The organism is Burkholderia sp. MS455 (genome assembly GCF_016899445.1).
GTDB lineage: Bacteria > Pseudomonadota > Gammaproteobacteria > Burkholderiales > Burkholderiaceae > Burkholderia > Burkholderia pyrrocinia_C.
This window is the reverse complement of the sequence record NZ_CP041778.1, coordinates 1,931,718-1,948,738: the sequence shown is the minus strand read 5'-3', so window position 1 is coordinate 1,948,738 and position 17,021 is coordinate 1,931,718. Positions and strand designations below refer to the sequence as shown.

Annotated in this window: 15 protein-coding genes and 1 pseudogene; 10 read left to right on the top strand and 6 right to left on the bottom strand. The window is 66.9% G+C overall.

The features are described 5' to 3' along the window. Positions 1 to 3 precede the first annotated feature (3 nt). Positions 4 to 1,296: an NAD(P)/FAD-dependent oxidoreductase gene (locus tag FPJ27_RS13340; RefSeq protein ID WP_105392037.1), complete on the bottom strand. Its 1,293-nt coding sequence runs from the start codon at positions 1,294 to 1,296 to the stop codon at positions 4 to 6. Between the two features lie 147 nt (positions 1,297 to 1,443). Between FPJ27_RS13340 and FPJ27_RS13335 the strand changes: the two genes are divergently transcribed. Further along, positions 1,444 to 2,097 carry a TetR/AcrR family transcriptional regulator gene (locus FPJ27_RS13335; RefSeq protein WP_204421432.1) on the top strand — a complete coding sequence of 218 codons (654 nt, stop codon included), beginning with the start codon at positions 1,444 to 1,446 and terminating at the stop codon, positions 2,095 to 2,097. Between the two features lie 98 nt (positions 2,098 to 2,195). Here FPJ27_RS13335 and soxR read toward each other — a convergent pair whose 3' ends face one another. Further along, a complete protein-coding gene (gene soxR, locus FPJ27_RS13330) occupies positions 2,196 to 2,675 on the bottom strand; it encodes a redox-sensitive transcriptional activator SoxR (protein ID WP_034180419.1) in 480 nt (159 codons plus the stop codon). An 80-nt stretch (positions 2,676 to 2,755) separates the two neighbouring features. Between soxR and FPJ27_RS13325 the strand changes: the two genes are divergently transcribed. The 6 genes from FPJ27_RS13325 (at position 2,756) to FPJ27_RS13300 (ending at position 10,928) form a co-directional block, all read left to right on the top strand. Beyond that, positions 2,756 to 3,994 carry an efflux RND transporter periplasmic adaptor subunit gene (locus tag FPJ27_RS13325; protein ID WP_204421431.1) on the top strand — a complete coding sequence of 413 codons (1,239 nt, stop codon included), beginning with the start codon at positions 2,756 to 2,758 and terminating at the stop codon, positions 3,992 to 3,994. A gap of 13 nt (positions 3,995 to 4,007) precedes the next feature. Further along, on the top strand, positions 4,008 to 7,181 hold the full coding sequence (locus tag FPJ27_RS13320) for a multidrug efflux RND transporter permease subunit (protein ID WP_204421430.1): 3,174 nt from the start codon (positions 4,008 to 4,010) through the stop codon (positions 7,179 to 7,181). Next, positions 7,178 to 8,689: an efflux transporter outer membrane subunit gene (locus FPJ27_RS13315; RefSeq protein WP_204421429.1), complete on the top strand. Its 1,512-nt coding sequence runs from the start codon at positions 7,178 to 7,180 to the stop codon at positions 8,687 to 8,689. The genes FPJ27_RS13320 and FPJ27_RS13315 overlap by 4 nt, the downstream gene beginning before the upstream one ends. Before the next feature lie 128 nt (positions 8,690 to 8,817). Next, the gene (locus FPJ27_RS13310) at positions 8,818 to 9,273 is read left to right on the top strand and encodes a MarR family transcriptional regulator (protein WP_204421428.1); all 456 of its coding nucleotides are present in this window, start codon (positions 8,818 to 8,820) and stop codon (positions 9,271 to 9,273) included. Positions 9,274 to 9,507: 234 nt separating this feature from the next. Continuing rightward, a complete protein-coding gene (locus FPJ27_RS13305) occupies positions 9,508 to 10,137 on the top strand; it encodes a glutathione binding-like protein (protein WP_204421427.1) in 630 nt (209 codons plus the stop codon). Between the two features lie 179 nt (positions 10,138 to 10,316). Then, positions 10,317 to 10,928 (top strand): cysteine hydrolase family protein, encoded by a 612-nt coding sequence (locus tag FPJ27_RS13300; RefSeq protein ID WP_204421426.1) that lies wholly within the window; start codon positions 10,317 to 10,319, stop codon positions 10,926 to 10,928. A 29-nt stretch (positions 10,929 to 10,957) separates the two neighbouring features. Here FPJ27_RS13300 and FPJ27_RS13295 read toward each other — a convergent pair whose 3' ends face one another. Next, the gene (locus tag FPJ27_RS13295; RefSeq protein WP_239483182.1) at positions 10,958 to 11,662 is read right to left on the bottom strand and encodes an amidohydrolase family protein; all 705 of its coding nucleotides are present in this window, start codon (positions 11,660 to 11,662) and stop codon (positions 10,958 to 10,960) included. Positions 11,663 to 11,682: 20 nt separating this feature from the next. After that, positions 11,683 to 12,159, bottom strand: a complete 477-nt coding sequence (locus FPJ27_RS13290) for a nuclear transport factor 2 family protein (RefSeq protein ID WP_204421425.1) — start codon at positions 12,157 to 12,159, stop codon at positions 11,683 to 11,685. 327 nt (positions 12,160 to 12,486) lie between these two features. Here FPJ27_RS13290 and FPJ27_RS13285 point away from each other — a divergent pair. Beyond that, positions 12,487 to 12,872: pseudogene (locus FPJ27_RS13285) on the top strand (helix-turn-helix domain-containing protein). A gap of 514 nt (positions 12,873 to 13,386) precedes the next feature. Here FPJ27_RS13285 and FPJ27_RS13280 read toward each other — a convergent pair. Next, the gene (locus FPJ27_RS13280; RefSeq protein ID WP_204421424.1) at positions 13,387 to 13,758 is read right to left on the bottom strand and encodes a YXWGXW repeat-containing protein; all 372 of its coding nucleotides are present in this window, start codon (positions 13,756 to 13,758) and stop codon (positions 13,387 to 13,389) included. A gap of 610 nt (positions 13,759 to 14,368) precedes the next feature. Here FPJ27_RS13280 and FPJ27_RS13275 point away from each other — a divergent pair. Further along, positions 14,369 to 15,487, top strand: a complete 1,119-nt coding sequence (locus FPJ27_RS13275) for a porin (protein ID WP_072442479.1) — start codon at positions 14,369 to 14,371, stop codon at positions 15,485 to 15,487. Between the two features lie 173 nt (positions 15,488 to 15,660). Here FPJ27_RS13275 and FPJ27_RS13270 read toward each other — a convergent pair whose 3' ends face one another. Then, positions 15,661 to 16,059 carry a GreA/GreB family elongation factor gene (locus FPJ27_RS13270; protein ID WP_006486027.1) on the bottom strand — a complete coding sequence of 133 codons (399 nt, stop codon included), beginning with the start codon at positions 16,057 to 16,059 and terminating at the stop codon, positions 15,661 to 15,663. Between the two features lie 517 nt (positions 16,060 to 16,576). On the opposite strand from FPJ27_RS13270, the gene FPJ27_RS13265 reads away from it, so the two are divergent. Further along, a complete protein-coding gene (locus FPJ27_RS13265) occupies positions 16,577 to 16,906 on the top strand; it encodes a DUF4148 domain-containing protein (protein WP_047902886.1) in 330 nt (109 codons plus the stop codon). The last annotated feature ends 115 nt before the right edge of the window (positions 16,907 to 17,021 follow it).

Genomic DNA, 17,021 nt, shown 5'->3' with positions numbered 1-17,021 from the left:
GCATCACGACAGGCGGATGCGCGGCTGCACGCAGCCGTTGATCCGTTCGGCGATCCACAGCAGGGTCGCCTTGGAGAAACCGTGCAGCGCCTGCTGGTGCCGCCGGTAGAGCATCAGGTGGCTGAACTGCGCGAAACGCCCCTGGATGAAGCCGCCGCGGAAGAACCCGAATTGCCCGAGCGTGCCGAACGCGTCGTAGTCGCTGATCGACACCAGCGCACCGAAATCGTGGAACGCGAACGGCGGCATCGGCTTGCCGTCGAGCCACGCGGGCAGGTGCTTCGCGAGATGCTCGGCCTGCTGCGTCGCGACCTGCGCGGTCGGCGGCAGCGGCCGTTCGTGACCGTCGGGCAGCAGGCTCGCGCAATCGCCGATCGCGAACACGTGCTCGTCGCCCGTGGCCTGCAGCGTGGGTCCGACGACGATCTGGTTCGCGCGGTTCGTGTCGAGCCCACCGAGCGCCTGCATGAAATCGGGCGCCTTCACGCCGGCCGCCCAGACCATCAGGTCTGCTTCGGCATACGAACCGTCGCCGTAGTGGAAGCCGTTCGCGTCGGCCGACGTGACGCGCGTCGACGTCAGCACGTGAAAGCCGATCTGTTCGAGCCGCCGCTGCGCCGACGCGGAAATCCGCGGCGGAAACGCGGCGAGGATGCGCGGGCCGCTTTCGAGCAGCGTCAGCTGCAGCCGTTCGCGCACCGTCGCGTCGCCATAGGCCTGCGCCACTTCCAGCAACCGGCTCAGCTCCGCCGCGAGTTCCACGCCCGTCGCGCCCGCGCCGACGATCGCGACGCGAAACGGCTCGTCGCGCGCGATGCTGCGGAACACGCGCATCCGCAACGCTTCGTTGAAGGTCTCGGCCTGCTGCTGGCTGTCGATGAAGTAGCAGTGCTCGCGCACGCCGGGCACGCCGAAATCGTTGGCCTGGCTGCCGAGCGCGAGGATCAGCACGTCGTATTCGAGTTCGCGGGCCTCGATCACCACGTCGCCGTCCTGCGAGCGGATCTCGCCGAGCTGCACGCGGCGGCGCGCACGATCGAGCCCCTTCAGTTCGCCGGGCTGGTACGTGTAGCCGTGGTCGCGTGCATGGGCGAGGAAGATCACCTGTTGCTGCTGGACGTCGCGCGTGCCGGCCGCGATCGTGTGCAGCATCGGCTTCCAGATATGCGTCGGACTGCGGTCGACGACGGTGACCTGCGCGCGCCCGGACCGGCCGAGGCGCTCGCCCAGGCGGGTCGCGAGCTGCAGTCCGGCGATCCCGCCGCCGACGATGACGATGCGTGTAGGGGTTGTCATGAATAAATCATCACATGATGAATAAGGTATGATCCTAGCGCTTCCCGGCTTCGCGTGTCAACGGAGCGGGGCAGGCAACCCGGTTCCGGTGACGTGAAACCGGGGCCCGAACACGGGCATTCGAACCATTCAAGGGAGCAGGAAAACGTGGCTGAAGTCACTGAGCGCGCGCCGTCGAAGCGGCGTACGCGCGGGCGGCCGCTGGCGGGCGCGTCCGTCGGTCCGGACGTGATACTGCGGGCCGCGCGCCGCACGTTCGCGAAGCGCGGCTACGACGCGACGAGCGTGCGCGAGGTCGCGCGCGAGCTGGGCGTCGACGCGGCGCTGATCGCCCATCATTTCGGTACGAAGGAAACGTTGTGGCTGGCCGTCGTCGAGCAGATCGTCGACCTGGCGACGCCGATGTTCGACGCGCTGCGTGCGTTGCGCACGTCGTCACTGCCGCATCGCGACCGCGTGCGGCGCGCGCTCGAGCTGTGCGTCGATCACGAATTCGACGAGCCCGACATCGGCATGTTCTTCTCGACCGCGGCGACCGAGGTGGGCGGGCGGCTCGACCGGCTGCAGGAGCGGATCGTGCGTCCTTATCACGATGCGATGTTTCCGCTGCTGGCGGACGCGGTCGAGGCTGGCGCGATTCGCCCGGTCGATCCGAACGTGCTGTTCTTCATGATCGCGAGCGCGATCGGCACGACGGTGTCGTACAGCCACATGATGCTGGCGTTCACGTCGCTGCCGACGCAGCGGGACGCGTTCAAGCAGGCCGTGCTCGCCGCCGCGCTCAACATCATCGGCGACTGAGCGCCGCGCGCACGATGCGCGCGGTCATGTCGCGGCAACCAGACCCGGTTCGCTCACAGCGTTCCGCGCGCCATTACGCGCCGTTCCCTGCCCACGCATCATTCGACGTCCGTAGGCGGCTTGTCGCCGAGCCAGCGCCTTGCGCCGGGCCCGTTGCGGCCCGCGCGGTCTTCCGGGTTGGTCAGCTTGCAGCGCTTCAGCGACAGGCAGCCGCAGCCGATGCATTCGTCGAGGTTGATGTAGAGCCGCTGCAGCTCCTCGATCCGGCTCGCGACGCGCTGCTTCCAGCCGCGCGACAGTCGCTGCCAGTCCTTGTTGCTCGGCGCGGTGTCCTCGGGGAGGCTGACGAGCTGCTCGGCGATCTCGTCGAGCGAATAGCCGATCTTCTGCGCGAACACGATGAACGCGATCAGCCGCAGCACCGCGCGCGAATAGTGACGGTGGCTCGAGCCGTTCCGGTGCGACTTGATGAGCCCACGCGTCTCGTAGAACCGCAGCGTCGACGCCGGTACGCCGCTGCGCGCGGCCACTTCGCGGATCGACATCAGCGGCCATTTCGGTTCTTCCGGGGTACCCATGGCGTTCTCCGGGAAAAGCTTGACTTGAAGTTAACTTCAACTTTTATGCTACGCGGCAGTTTAACCCGTCGCGAGGCATCATGTTCTCCTTATCCCTACGCAGGACGTCGCCTTTCGGCGCCACTTGCGCATTGCTGCTGGCGTTGTCGGGCTGTCACGACGGCAAAGGTGCAGCGTCAGCCTATCCCCCTCCCGAAGTCGGCGTCGCAACCGTCGCGCCGCGTACGGTCCGCCTCGCTGACGAATTCAACGGTCGCGTCGAAGCGGTCGACGCAGTCGAACTGCGGCCGCGCGTGAGCGGCTATCTGCAGCGCGTTGCCTACAAGGAGGGCGACCTCGTCGCGCAGGGCGCGTTGCTGTTCGAGATCGACCCGCGACCGTACCGGATCGCGCTCGACCGCGCGAACGCGCAGCAGCAGCGGGCTCGCGCGGCCGCGAGCCTTGCGAACGTACAGCTCAAGCGCGTGCAGACGCTGATCGATGCGCATGCAACTTCCCAGGAGGAACTCGACAACGCGCGCGCCACCGCCGAGCAGGCGCGCGCGGACCTGCAGGCGGCCGACGCGGCCGTCGCCGATGCCAAACTCAATCTCGGCTTCACCGAAGTGCGCGCGCCGATCGCGGGCCGCGTCGGCCGCGCGGTCGCGACCGCCGGCAACCTCGCGCGCGCGGACGACACGCTGCTGACGACCGTCGTGTCGCAGGATCCGGTCTACGTGTATTTCGACTGCGACGAGCAGAGCTACCTGCGCTATAACGCGCGGCGGGCCGATCCGAAGCATCGCGCGATCGGCGCCGATCCGGTGCGCGTGGGTCTTGCGAACGAGACGGCTTTCCCGCACGCGGGCACCGTCGACTTCCTCGACAACCGGCTCGATCCGCAAACCGGCACGATCCGCGCGCGCGTGCGGCTGACCAACGCGGACCACACGTTCACGCCGGGGCTGTATGCGCGTGTGCAGCTCGTCAGCGGCCGCGACCAGGATGCGCTGCTCGTCGACGACAAGGCCGTGCTCACCGACCAGGACCGCAAGTACGTGTACGTGATCGGCCCCGGCGACAAGGCGCTGCGGCGCGACGTGACGATCGGCCGCGAGCTCGAGGGCGAGCGGATCGTCGAGAAGGGGCTGCAGGCGGGCGACCGCGTGGTGGTCGACGGCGTGCAGCGGATCTACTATCCGGGCGCGCAGGTGAAGCCGAAGGCGCTGCCCGTGCGTGCCGACGCCGGTGCCGGCAATGGCAGCAGCAGCGGCAGCGGCAGCGGCACGGGCGGCGGCACACAGGCCGTGGCCGACGCCGGCGCGCCGGCCGCGCAATGAAGGGAGGCATGTAATGGATTTCTCCCGATTCTTCATCGACCGGCCGATCTTCGCGGTCGTGCTGTCGATCGTCATCTTCGCGATCGGCCTGATCTCGATCCCGATGCTGCCGGCCGGCGAATACCCGGAAGTCGTGCCGCCGAGCGTCGTCGTGCGTGCGACGTACCCGGGCGCGAACCCGAAGGAAATCGCCGAATCGGTCGCCGAACCGCTGGAAGAGGCGATCAACGGCGTCGAAGGCATCATGTACATGAAGTCGGTCGCCGGGTCGGACGGCAGCCTGCAGGTCGTCGTCACGTTCCTGCAGGGCGTCGATCCCGACACGGCCGCCGTGCGCGTGCAGAACCGCGTGAGCCAGGCGCTGTCGCGCCTGCCCGACGAGGTGCGCCAGTACGGCGTGACCACGCAGAAGCAGTCGCCGACGCCGCTGATGTACGTGAGCCTCTACTCGCCGGACAACAGCCGCGATTCGCTGTACCTGCGCAACTACCTGACGCTGAACGTGAAGGACGAGCTGTCGCGGCTCACCGGCATCGGCGACGTCGGCGTGTACGGCTCGGGCGACTACGCGATGCGGTTGTGGCTCGACCCGAACCGGCTCGCGTCGCGCGGGCTGACCGCGAGCGACGTGATCGCGGCCGTGCGCGAGCAGAACGTGCAGGTGTCGGCCGGCCAGCTCGGCGCGGAGCCGTCGCCGAAGGCGCACGACTTCCTCGTGTCGATCAACGTGCGCGGCCGCCTGCGCACGGTTCAGGAATTCAGCGACATCGTGCTGCGCAACGGCGGCGACGGCCAGGTCGTGAAGCTGTCCGACGTCGCGCGCATCGAGCTCGGCGCGGGCGACTACACACTGCGCTCGTATTTCAACGACAGGCATTCGGCCGTGGTCGGCATCTTCCTGTCGCCGGGCGCGAACGCGCTCGACGTCGCGAAGGCCGTGTATGCGAAGCTCGACGAACTGTCGAAGCGCTTCCCGCCCGGCGTCGCATATCGCCCCGTGTGGGACCCGACCGTGTTCGTGCGCGAATCGATCCGCGCGGTGCAGCACACGCTGATCGAGGCCGTCGTGCTGGTCGTGCTCGTCGTGATCCTGTTCCTGCAGACCTGGCGCGCGTCGATCATTCCGCTCGTCGCGGTGCCCGTGTCGGTGGTCGGCACGTTTGCGTTTCTCCATCTGCTCGGCTATTCGATCAACACGCTGACGCTGTTCGGGCTCGTGCTCGCGATCGGGATCGTCGTCGACGATGCGATCGTCGTCGTCGAGAACGTCGAGCGCAACATCGCGCAGGGGCTGAGTCCGCGCGATGCCGCACACCAGGCGATGCGCGAGGTGTCGGGGCCGATCGTCGCGATCGCGCTCGTGCTGTGCGCGGTGTTCGTGCCGATGGCGTTCATGTCTGGTGTCACGGGCCAGTTCTACAGGCAGTTCGCGGTGACGATCGCGATCTCGACGGTGATCTCCGCAATCAACTCGCTGACGCTGTCGCCCGCGCTCGCCGCGAAGCTGCTGCGCCCGCACGGTGCGCCGAAGGATGCGCTCACGCGTGCGCTCGACCGCGCATTCGGCTGGCTGTTCCATCCGTTCAACCGCTTCTTCGAGCGCAGTTCCGAGCGCTATCACGGCGTCGTCGCGCGTACGCTGAAACGGCGCGGCGTGGTGTTCGCGGTCTACGCGGCACTGCTCGCGGCCACCGCGCTGTTGTTCAACGCGGTGCCGGGCGGCTTCATCCCCGTGCAGGACAAGCTGTACCTGTTCGCGGGTGCGAAGCTGCCGGAAGGCGCGTCGCTCGCGCGCACCAGCGCGGTGACCGAGCAGATGACGAAGATCGCGCTCGGCACCGACGGCGTCGAGATGGTGCCGGCGTTTGCCGGGCTGAATGCGCTGCAGGGCGTGAACACGCCGAACATCACGAACTCGTACGTGATCCTGAAGCCGTTCGACCAGCGTCACCGCCGCGCCGCGCAGATCAACGCGGACCTGAACGCGCGCTTCGCGGCCATCGGCGGCGGCATCACCTATGCGCTGATGCCGCCGCCGATCCAGGGCCTCGGCAACGGCTCCGGCTACTCGCTGTACCTGGAAGATCGCGGCGGGCTCGGCTACGGGGCGCTGCAGAACGCGCTTGCCGCGTTCCAGGCCGCGGTCGCGAAGACGCCGGGGATGAGCTACCCCGTCAGCTCTTACCAGGCGAACATCCCGCAGCTCGAGGTGAAGGTCGACCGGCTGAAGGCGAAGGCGCAGGGCGTCGCGCTGACCGACCTGTTCAACACGCTGCAGGTTTATCTCGGCTCGATGTACGTGAACGACTTCAACGTGTTCGGCCGCGTGTATCGCGTGATGGCGCAGGCCGATGCCGGTCACCGGCAGACGGCCGCCGACATCGCGAACCTGCGCACGCGCAACGCGAAGGGCGAGATGGTGCCGATCGGCTCGATGGTGACGGTGGGGCCCGCGTACGGGCCCGACCCGGTCGTCCGCTACAACGGCTATCCGGCCGCCGACCTGATCGGCGACGCCGATCCGAAGGCGATGTCGTCGTCGCAGGCGATCGCGAAGCTCCAGCAGATCGCGAAGGAGGTGCTGCCGCCCGGCATCACGCTCGAATGGACCGACCTCAGCTACCAGCAGGTCACGCAAAGCAACGCGGCGATCGTCGTGTTCCCGCTCGCGGTGATGCTCGTGTTCCTCGTGCTCGCATCGCTGTACGAGAGCTGGACGCTGCCGCTCGCGGTGATCCTGATCGTGCCCGTGTGCATGTGCGCGGCGCTGTTCGGCGTGTGGCTGTCGGGCGGCGACAACAACGTGTTCGTGCAGGTCGGTCTCGTCGTGCTGATGGGGCTCGCGTGCAAGAACGCGATCCTGATCGTCGAGTTCGCGCGCGAACTCGAAATCCAGGGCAGGGGCGTGATCGAGGCCGCGCTCGAAGCGTGCAAGCTGCGGCTGCGCCCGATCGTGATGACGTCGGTCGCATTCATCGCCGGTTCGGTGCCGCTGCTGATCGGCAGCGGCGCGGGCAGCGAAGTGCGCGCGGCCACCGGCGTCACCGTGTTCGCGGGGATGCTGGGCGTCACGCTGTTCGGGCTGTTCCTGACGCCCGTGTTCTATGTGGCGATCCGCAAGCTCGCGGGCGGTACGCCGGCCGTCTGGAGCGAACAGCACGGCACCCTCGAAGGAGAAAACCGATGAGCGCCGCTTTCCGTCTTTCCGCGCTCGCGATGTCGGTGACGCTGGCCGCGTGCGCGGTCGGCCCCGATTTCAAGCGGCCCGACACGGCCACGGCCGCGCGGTTCGCGCGCGACGCACAGCCGGCGACGCAGCGTGACGCGTCACCGTCCGATATGCCGCCCGACGCGTCGGCCGATGCCGATGCCGCGTTCTGGCGCGGCTTCGGCGATCCGGCGCTGACGCGGCTGATCGACACGGCGCTCGCGGCGAACCAGGACCTGCAGGTTGCCGTGTCGCGCTACGACGCGTCGAACGCGCTGCTGTCGCAGGCGACGTTCGACCGCTATCCGACGATTACCGCGAGCGGCCAGATCGGCCATCAACTAACGAGCAAGGACCAGGCGTTCGGCGCGCCGCGCAGCCAGCGCGATACGCCGATCTCCAGCGTCGGGATCAACGCGGCGTGGGAACTCGACCTGTTCGGTCGCGTGCGCCGCTCGATCGAATCACAGCGCGCGGAAACGGTTGCGAGCGCGGCGGACGTGCGCGCGGTGCGTGTCGCGATCGCCGGCGAGGTCGCGAGCACGTACGTCGATCTGCGCGGCTCGCAGGAGCGGTTGCGGATCGCGCGCGACAACGCCGACAACCAGAAGCAGACGCTCGCGCTGATCAATGCGCGCGTCGGCGCCGGGCGCGGCTCCGAACTCGATGCGGCGCGTGCGCGGGCGCAGTACGAATCGACGACGTCGCGGATTGCCGTGTACGAAGCCGCGATCGGCGTCGACGAGCACCGGCTCGCGGTGCTGACCGGGCAGACGCCGGATGCGCTGATCGGCCGGTTCGATCTCCCGAAGGCAGCCGCTTCGCCGGGCACGCCGGTGCCGCTGCCGGCGCTTGCCGCCGATATCGATCCCGGCACGCCGGGCGACCTGCTGCGCCGGCGCCCCGATGTCGCGGCCGCCGAGGCGCGGCTGCACGCGGCGGCCGCACGCGTCGGCGTCGCGACGGCCGACCTGTTTCCGCGCTTCACGCTGTCGGGGTTGCTCGGCAGCGCGACGAGCAGCTACGGGTTCTTCCGCGCGGGCAGCGACACGAACCTGATCGCGCTCGGGATCGACTGGTCGTTCCTCGACGTCGGCCGCGTGCGTGCGCGGATCGCCGCGAGCGACGCGGAAGCGTCCGGCCAGCTCGCGCAGTACCGGCAGACCGTGCTCGGTGCGCTGGAGGAAACGGAGAACGCGCTGCTGCGCGTCGCACGCACGCGTGACGAGACAACGCACCTCGTGCGTGCCGCGGACGACAGCGCACGGGCCGCTCAGCTCGCGCAGACGCGCTTCTCGGCCGGCGCGATCGACTACTACGAAGTGCTCGACGCGCAACGGACGCTGCTGCAGGCGCAGGATGCGGCGGCCGACGCGCGCACGCGCAGCGCGGCATCGACGGTCGCGCTGTATAAGGCGCTCGCTGGCGGCTGGCCGTCGGGAACGGCGCAGCGCGCGCAAGGGCCGCTCGCGCAGTCGGAGCAGTAGCGCGGGCAGGGCGGGCGGCAGGCCGGAACGATCTTGTCTGCCGCGCGGTGCGCGACTATATGTGGACGGGAATCATATCGAGGTAAGATTTAATTGCATCTGCAATTAAACGAAAGGAACGACCTGACATGAGTGCATCCGAACCCGATCTGTGGTTCTCGTTCGTCCGCGCGCACCGGACGATGATTCGCGAGATCGAGCGCCGCCTCGCGGATGCCGGCCTGCCCGCGTATGCGTGGTACGACGCGTTGTGGGGGCTCGAAAGCGGGCTTGATGGCACTCGCCGCATGCACGAACTGGCCGACGTGCTCGCGATCGAGCGCTACAACCTCACGCGGCTCGTCGACCGGCTCGAACAGGAGGGGCTCGTCACGCGCGCCCGTTCGGCCGAGGACGGCCGCGCCGCGTACGCGAGCATCACCGACAAGGGGCGGGCACTGCGCAAGAAGATGTGGAAGGTGTACCAGTCGACGGTCTCGGAGCTCTTTCTCGGGCAGTTCACCGGCAAGGAGCAGGTGGCGATGGCCGCCGCGCTCGATCGCGCGACCACCGCGGCGCGTGAAGCGACGGCCGACGCGAAGTAACGGCATCCGGCTCGCGCGTCGGCCGCGCGCATACCGGTGCATCGCCTGTGCGGCTCGCGCGAAATAGCCGGGTTGGCGTGACCATGCTTGCCCGCCGCGCGCCGGCCTGCCCGGATCGCACAGTCTGCATATCCCTCTTTCGAGTGCTGGCATGTACCGGAGCCCCAGGTCCCGGCGTAGGATTGCAATTGCAACGATTGCGGTTGCAACGATAACCGGATGACAAGGACCGACATGACATCGACTCACTCCCTCACGTTCTATACGGCCGACACGCCGAACGGGCACAAGATCGCGATCTATCTGGAAGAGGCCGGGCTCGCGCACGACCTCGTGCACGTGAACTTGTCCGCCGGCGAGCAGCGCAGCCCGGCGTTTCTAGCGATCAACCCGAACGGCAAGATTCCGGCCATCGTCGACCACGACACCGGGCTGGCCGTGTTCGAATCCGGCGCGATCCTCGGCTATCTCGCCGCGAAGACGGGCTGTCTGCACCCCGAAACGCTGGCCGAGCGTACGGCGGTCCAGCAATGGCTGCACTTCCAGATCGGCGGGATCGGGCCGATGCTCGGCCAGCTCTGGTGGTTCCTGCATGCATCGAAGACGGTCAATGCGGAAGCGATCGCTCGCTACCGGAACGAAGCGCGGCGCCTCTATGGGGTCGTGAACGGCCGATTGTCGGAATCGGCGTATCTCGCATCGTCGCGATACTCGATCGCCGACATCGCCGCGTTTCCATGGTTGCGCTCGGCGGCCGAACTCGATCTCGACGTTGCCGATTACCCGCATGTCGAGCGCTGGCTCGCCGACATCACCGCGCGGCCGGCCGTTCAGCGAGGCCTGGTCGCCTGCCGCGCTTCCTGAACCGCGGTCGCGCGCACGTTGGCCCGATCCTGTCGGACGTTGTCCTGCGGGCCGCTGTCGCGCAAAGCCGCTCTGCCCGACACTGGCGCCTCGCGGCCGGGGAAGCCCCAGGCCGCGTCCGGCGGCGCCGGCAAGCCCGCGCGCCGTTCCGTTCAATGTGCCAACCGAGAGAGCGACCCATGCAACATCCGACCATCCGTACCCTGGCCGGCGCGACGGCGCCGACGTCGATCGTCGCCGCCCGCACCGCGCTGCTGGTGATCGATTTCCAGAATGAATATTTCAGCGGCCGCCTGCCGATTCCGGAAGGGCCGCACGCGCTCGCCAACGCGCGGCGCGTGATCGCGTTCGCCGACCGTGCGGGCATTCCCGTGTTTCATGTCCAGCACGTCGGTACGGCCGACAGCCCGATCTTCGCCGACGGTAGCGACGGCTTCCGCTTTCACGCGGACCTGCAGCCGGCGCCGCACCACACGGTCGTGAAGAAGACGTCGGTGAGCGTGTTCCCGACCACGGACATCGATGCGCGCCTGAAGGCGGCCGGCATCGACACGCTGATCGTCACGGGCCTGATGACGCATGCGTGTGTCGCCGGCGCGGCCCGCGATGCAGTGCCGCTCGGCTATGCGGTGATCGTCGTCGACGATGCATGCGCGACGCGCGACCTCGACGTCGCGGACGGCGACACGGTGCCGCACCGCGATCTCCATCGCGCGACGCTGGCCGCGCTGTCGGATACGTTCGGCGACGTGCTGACGACCGGGCAGGTGCTGGCGCTCGACGTCGCCTGACGGCCGCCCGGTTCGTGCCGGTTCGTGCTTCAGTCGGCCCAGCCCGGCGCGGCGTATACGATTTCGCCGCGCAAGCTCGCCTCGATCGCGCGGGTTTGCGCGAAGGTCTCGACCGGGGGCGCGAACGGATTGCGGTCGAGGATCGCGAAGCTCGCGTCCTTGCCCGCTTCGAGCGAGCCCGTGCAGTCGTCGAAACGCGGCGCGTACGCGGTGTTCACCGTATAGGCTTCGAGCATCGTGAGCAGGTCGAGGCGCTCGTGCGGATTCCACGGCGGGCTGTCGGGCTGGTCGGTCGGCAGGTACGTGACACCCGTCTGGATGATCTGCATCGGGTCCATCGTGCTGACCGACCAGTCTGAACCGGCCGCGAGCATCACGCCCGCGTCGCGCATGCTGCGGAACGGGCAATTCCGCGCGGCGCGCTTGTTGCCGAGCAGGTCGCGGTAGCGCTGTTGCTGCTCCTCGCGTGCGGCCGTCCACGGCGTCTGCGCGCTTGCGATCGCGCCGAGCCGGTCGAAACGGCTCATGTCGGCCGGATCGACGAGCTTCAGGTGCGCGAGCTGCGCGCGCCGGTCGCGCTTCGTGTGCGGCGGCGCGCCTGCGGTGCGGTCATGCGAGCCCGCGGCCGGCGCGGCGGCGCTGCTCGATTGTAGGGGACTTCGCCGGCGCGGGGCAGCGGCGCTTGCGTGGCGGGTGGCCGGTCGTTTGGCGGCGGCCGGCGCGCATCGTTGCACGCGGCGCGCCGGCCCGCGTGTCAGAACATCGTGTTCCGGTTCGCGGCCGTTTCGGGCACCGACTGGATCACGTCCCAGTGCTCGACGATCTTGCCGTCCTTCACGCGGAAGATGTCGACGACCGCTTCGCCGCGATCGCCCGGACGCTCGGTTGCATGTACGTGCAGGTAAACGAGATCGCCGTCGGTCGCGCTGCGGACGATGCGCGCACGCGATGCCGGGTTCTTCTGGAATGCACCGACGAAGTACGACACGAACGGCTTCTTGCCGTCCGGTACGTGCGGGTTGTGCTGCTTGTAGTCGTCCGCGACGACGGCGGCTGCCTCGACCGCTTCGTGCTTGTTGAAGAAGCGGTCGTAGAACGTCAGCACGAGCTGGCGGTTGGCTTCCTCGGCGGCCAGGTCGCGCGTGGCCGGGCCGGCGGCGAATGCGGCCGCCGATGCGGCCAGCAGGACGCATGCGGCAACGGCGCGAACGGGGGAGTGGAGCGATGACATGTAGCGTTTTCCTTGTCTGGCGATTCGTCGGTTGGCGTGCGATGCGCGCCTGCGGATTGCGCCGATCGTTACGATCGTGCCGATCGGCGGGCGATGGGGGCTTGGCCGCGAGCACGCATGCCGTAGCGACACGCAGGGGGCGTCGCGACCGGCGACGTTGCGACGACGGGCTGCATCGTCATGCTTCGTTGAACTGGCCAATTCGTACGTGCGGCTTTCGGGTCGATCGAATGGTACAGTTGCCGCGACCCCGTCACAAGAAGTCACCGCGGTGTGAACAGGTCACACCGCGGTGACCGTGCATTGCCCGTGAAAGGGAATCCAGTCATGCCGTTCCCGCTCGCCGACGAAACCGTCGAACTCGATCAGCCGTGCCCGATCCGCGATGTGCTCGACCGCATCGGCGACCAATGGAGCCTGCTCGTGCTCGAAGCGCTGTCCGGCGGAACGATGCGCTTCAACGAACTCGGCCGCGCGATCGGCGATGTGTCGATCCAGATGCTGTCGCGCACGCTCAAGCGGCTCGAGCAGGACGGCTTCGTCAGCCGCACGCTGTTTGCCGAAGTGCCGCCGCGCGTCGAATATGCGCTGACCGACCTCGGGCGTTCGTTCCTGACGCCGATGCAGGCGATGATCCGGTGGGCCGACGAACATCATCTGCGATCTGTGCCGCGCGCCTTCGGGCACGGGGGCAGGAGGGCGGCGCGCGCTGAGGGGATGCACGTGCCGTTCTGTCGCTTGTCGGGCTGTTGCGGACGGAGCGCGATGCGGTGACGCATGTTCGATACAATCGCATCGGCATCTCATGATTTCGTTATCCGAATTATTTTGCCGGAATGGACGGCTCGACGATGCCTTGCCGTATTCGTCGCGAATGCGGCGATGCGCTTGCGATATGGCGCCCGGATAATGGGCCTGGCACCCGGGGGGCGAAACATTCAGCCGTCTGTCGCGCGGCATGCGATGCGCGCGATAAGAGAGTGGCGGGAATTCGGTCGATGCACGATGACGCGCCGGAGATCGGCGGACATATTGCGTGTCGACGTTGCCTGATTGGACGCCCAGGCGTCGGCTTTGGCGGTCGGGATCGTTCCGGGGAAGGGGCGCGCGGCGCAGCCGCCGCGAGTGCGCCTGTCGGGCACCATGATTCCGGAGCCGAACGACGCGGGTTCGCACGCCGTCCGGCTTTGGGCCCGGGGCCGCCATGGGCCGGACCCGGGCAACCGCCTATCGCCACGAACCGTCGACGTAGACCCACACTTGTCCCTGGCGACGCCAGTAGCCGGGCACCCAGCGACGCCCGGGGCGTCGTGCGATCCAGCGGCCGGGCACCCATATATAGCGGCCGCGCTGCCAGCGCCAGTAACCGTCCGTCCAGATATAGCCGTGCGGCCGTGGTGGCGGCGGGCGGCGGTCGTGCCGGGCCGCCGGCGGCCCGAAGCCCGGGCGGTCGGCATAAGGCGGCCCGCCGGGCACGCGGTTCGGGCCGGACGGCCGGTACACCGGCGGCGCGGGCTGGGCCGAGGCGGCGCGGAGCCAGCCGGTGCCGACGAAGGCGGCGGTCAATCCGATGGCGCGCAGCAACGAGCGTCGATTCATGGCGTGTCCTGTTCTGTATTGGAGGCTGCCTTACGTTAGCGTGCCGGTACACCTGCCGGGTTACGCCGGCGGTTAAGGCTGTTACCGCGTGTCACGGCACACGGCTGGGCGGCCAGCCGGTGGAGATCGGCCTTCCGTTTCTGCGGACTGACAGGCGGACATCGCCCGCTGCACGGGCGTCGCTCCCTGTTTACTGGTCGACCGACACGCTTTAGACGATCGAAGCCCGGCATTTTGAGACTGGAATGGGTAAAAATTGCCGATTTCGGGGTGTTCAGCCGAACCTGTTTGTTGTTTCTATGCAACCGTCAAGACGATGACATGAAAGAATGGTCCGATGAAAGCCTCCAAAAAGCCCCCGTCAAGAAGTCAAAAACAGGCGTCAAAACAAATACTTATAACTCAGCCCCAGGTTCATTATTTCTAGTTCTGGAAAAGCTTATTTCTTTATTTGCGGATCGCGCCCCTAGGGTACACCCCTAAACTCACGGTTCCCAAACGGGCAACTATCCGGGCGCGGCCAGCAGGACCGATGGCGTTCCCGGGCGGTTGAGACCGTTTATGAAACAAGGTCGCGAGACCTGCCTCTTTTTAGAAGGGAGCTCCACGAATGAACAAGACTCTGATCGTTGCAGCAGCAGCAGCATCGTTCGCTACCGTCGCTCACGCGCAAAGCAGCGTCACGCTGTACGGCGTGCTGGACGCAGGCATCACCTACCAAAGCAACATCGCAACGGGCGTCAACGCAGCTGGCCAGCCGGTCAACGGCAAGTCGCAGTGGGCGATGGGTTCGGGCATTGACCAGAGCCGTTTCGGCCTGCGTGGCTCGGAAGACCTGGGTGGTGGCCTGAAGGCAATCTTCACGTTGGAAAGCGGCTTCAACATCGGTAACGGCAAGTTCGCGAACGGCAACGGCGGCATGTTCAACCGTCAGTCGTTCGTTGGTCTGTCGAGCCAGTACGGCACGGTCACGCTGGGTAAGCAGTACGACGCAACGCAAGACTACCTGGCGCCGCTGACGGCAACGGGCTCGTGGGGCGGCACGTACTTCGCGCACCCGCTGAACAACGACCGTCTGAGCACGAACGGCGACGTCGCGCTGAACAACACGGTCAAGTACACGAGCGCGAACTACGCTGGCCTGCAATTCGGCGGCACGTACTCGTTCTCGAACAACACGAACTTCGGCAACAACCGTGCGTACAGCGGCGGTGCGTCGTACCAGTTCCAAGGCCTGAAGCTGGGTGCAGCATACTCGCAAGCGAACATCGGTTCGGTGGCTAACCCGTCGGGCGCAGTCAACGCGTTCGCCGCTCAAGGCCGTAACCGCACGTTCGGTGCAGCTGCAGCATACGCATTCGGCCCGGCGCAAGTCGGCGCAGCATGGACGCAATCGCGTCTGGACAACCAAGCGAACGGCGGCGGCTCGCTGCGCGCTGACAACTACGAAGTCAACGCAAAGTACAACCTGACGCCGGCTCTCGGCCTGGGTGCTGCTTACACGTACACGAACGCGAAGGTTGACGGCAGCAGCGCGCACTGGAACCAGTTCGGCCTGCAAGCTGACTACGCTCTGTCGAAGCGCACGGACGTGTACGCACAAGCTGTGTACCAACGTGCATCGAAGAACGCCGGCGGCGCTTCGATCTACAACGGCGACGTCACGACGGCTCCGAGCTCGTCGATCAACCAAACCGCAGCAACGGTTGGTCTGCGTCACCGCTTCTAAGCGTGACGGCGGGGTAACTCGCTTCGCAGCATCGAAAAAGGCGCCTTCGGGCGCCTTTTTTTCGTCTGTAAATTGCGAAGACGATAATCCGGATCGTCCAGACGTAAAAAAGCGAGGCCTGTGCCTCGCTTTTTTCGTTCTGCGCCCGTTGCGGCGCTTGCCGACCGGCGGCGTCAGCGCGTGTATTCGCCGTTGGCTTCCGGCTGGAACACGATCGCGGCGACCTTCATCAGCTTTTCGGCGCCGCTCGGCTGCATCACCTTGACCATCTGGCCGCGCTGCGTACCCAGCAGCGCCATGCCGACGGGCGAGAAGACGTTCAGGCGGCCGAGTTCGAGATTGGCGGCGTCCGGATAAACAATCGTCCAGGTGGCCTGTTCCTGGGTCGCTTCATCGAGCAGCGTGATCTGCGAGTTCATCGTGACGACGTTCGCCTTGATGGCGTCGGGCTGGACGATGTCGGCGCGTTCGAGCAGTGTGTCGAGCATTGTCTGGAATCGCGGGTTGTGTTCGGCGTGCTTCTCGAGGCGAGCGACGTCGAGTTCAGTCAACTGGTAAAGGCGTTGTTTCATGGCAGTTCTCCAAATGATCGGCAGGGGCAGGCGTGGCGTGCCTATGAGGATCGCCCGGAGCCTGTCTGACCTGGCTCCGGGAGGAGACCGAGCCGTCAGATCAGGCGCCGGGCAGGGGCGAGCGGCGCCTGGGCCGTGCGTCGAGCGAGTGGATGCGCCGGATGGCCGGCGCGTGCGCGCGCGCCGGCCGGGCCGGACAGCGAAACCGAGAGGGGCGTGAGCGCGTACATGGTGGATGGAATATTGAATCGACTGGCGAATAAAACCTTACGATTTTACAACACAACCTTCGGGATATGTGATCCGGCTGTTGGCGTTTCGTCAGCGATTGTTGTGCGGATGAGGCAAGTGGCAATGCCCCGGTCCATAAACAGTGGGCGATATTTTCCAAAATCGCAACGCTGTATGTTGAAACTAAGGGTTTCCCCTTGGAGTGGCGAGAACTACACTGAACTCAATCGCTTCAGACAGTCCTGCCGAGGCGACGTCAAAAGAGAACATATTCCGGAGGTAAATCATGAAGTCGATCATCTACGCAGCCATCGCCGCATCCGTCCTTGCCGCCCCGATCGCGTCGTTTGCGCAGTCCGACCAAGGGCTGACCCGCGACCAGGTCAAGGCCGAACTCGTGCAACTCGAACAGAACGGCTACAAGCCGCTGGCGAGCGATTCGCAATATCCGAGCAATATCCAGGCGGCCGAACAACGGATCCAGCCGAACCAGCCGATGCTCGCGCAGGCCGATACGAGCGGCTACGGTGCAGTGGCGACGGGTGCCGGACAAGCTGGCCGCCGCATGACGCGGGAAGCACCGAATCCCGTGAACTCGGTCTACTTCGGCAACTAACCGAACGTCCCCGGTCTGCCCGAGCGCACCGCTTAATCGACGAGACGCGCGCCGTCCGCGCGCGTTGTTCGCCCGCAGGAGCAGAACCTCCGTCGCCGCATGCCGGCGGCTTTCC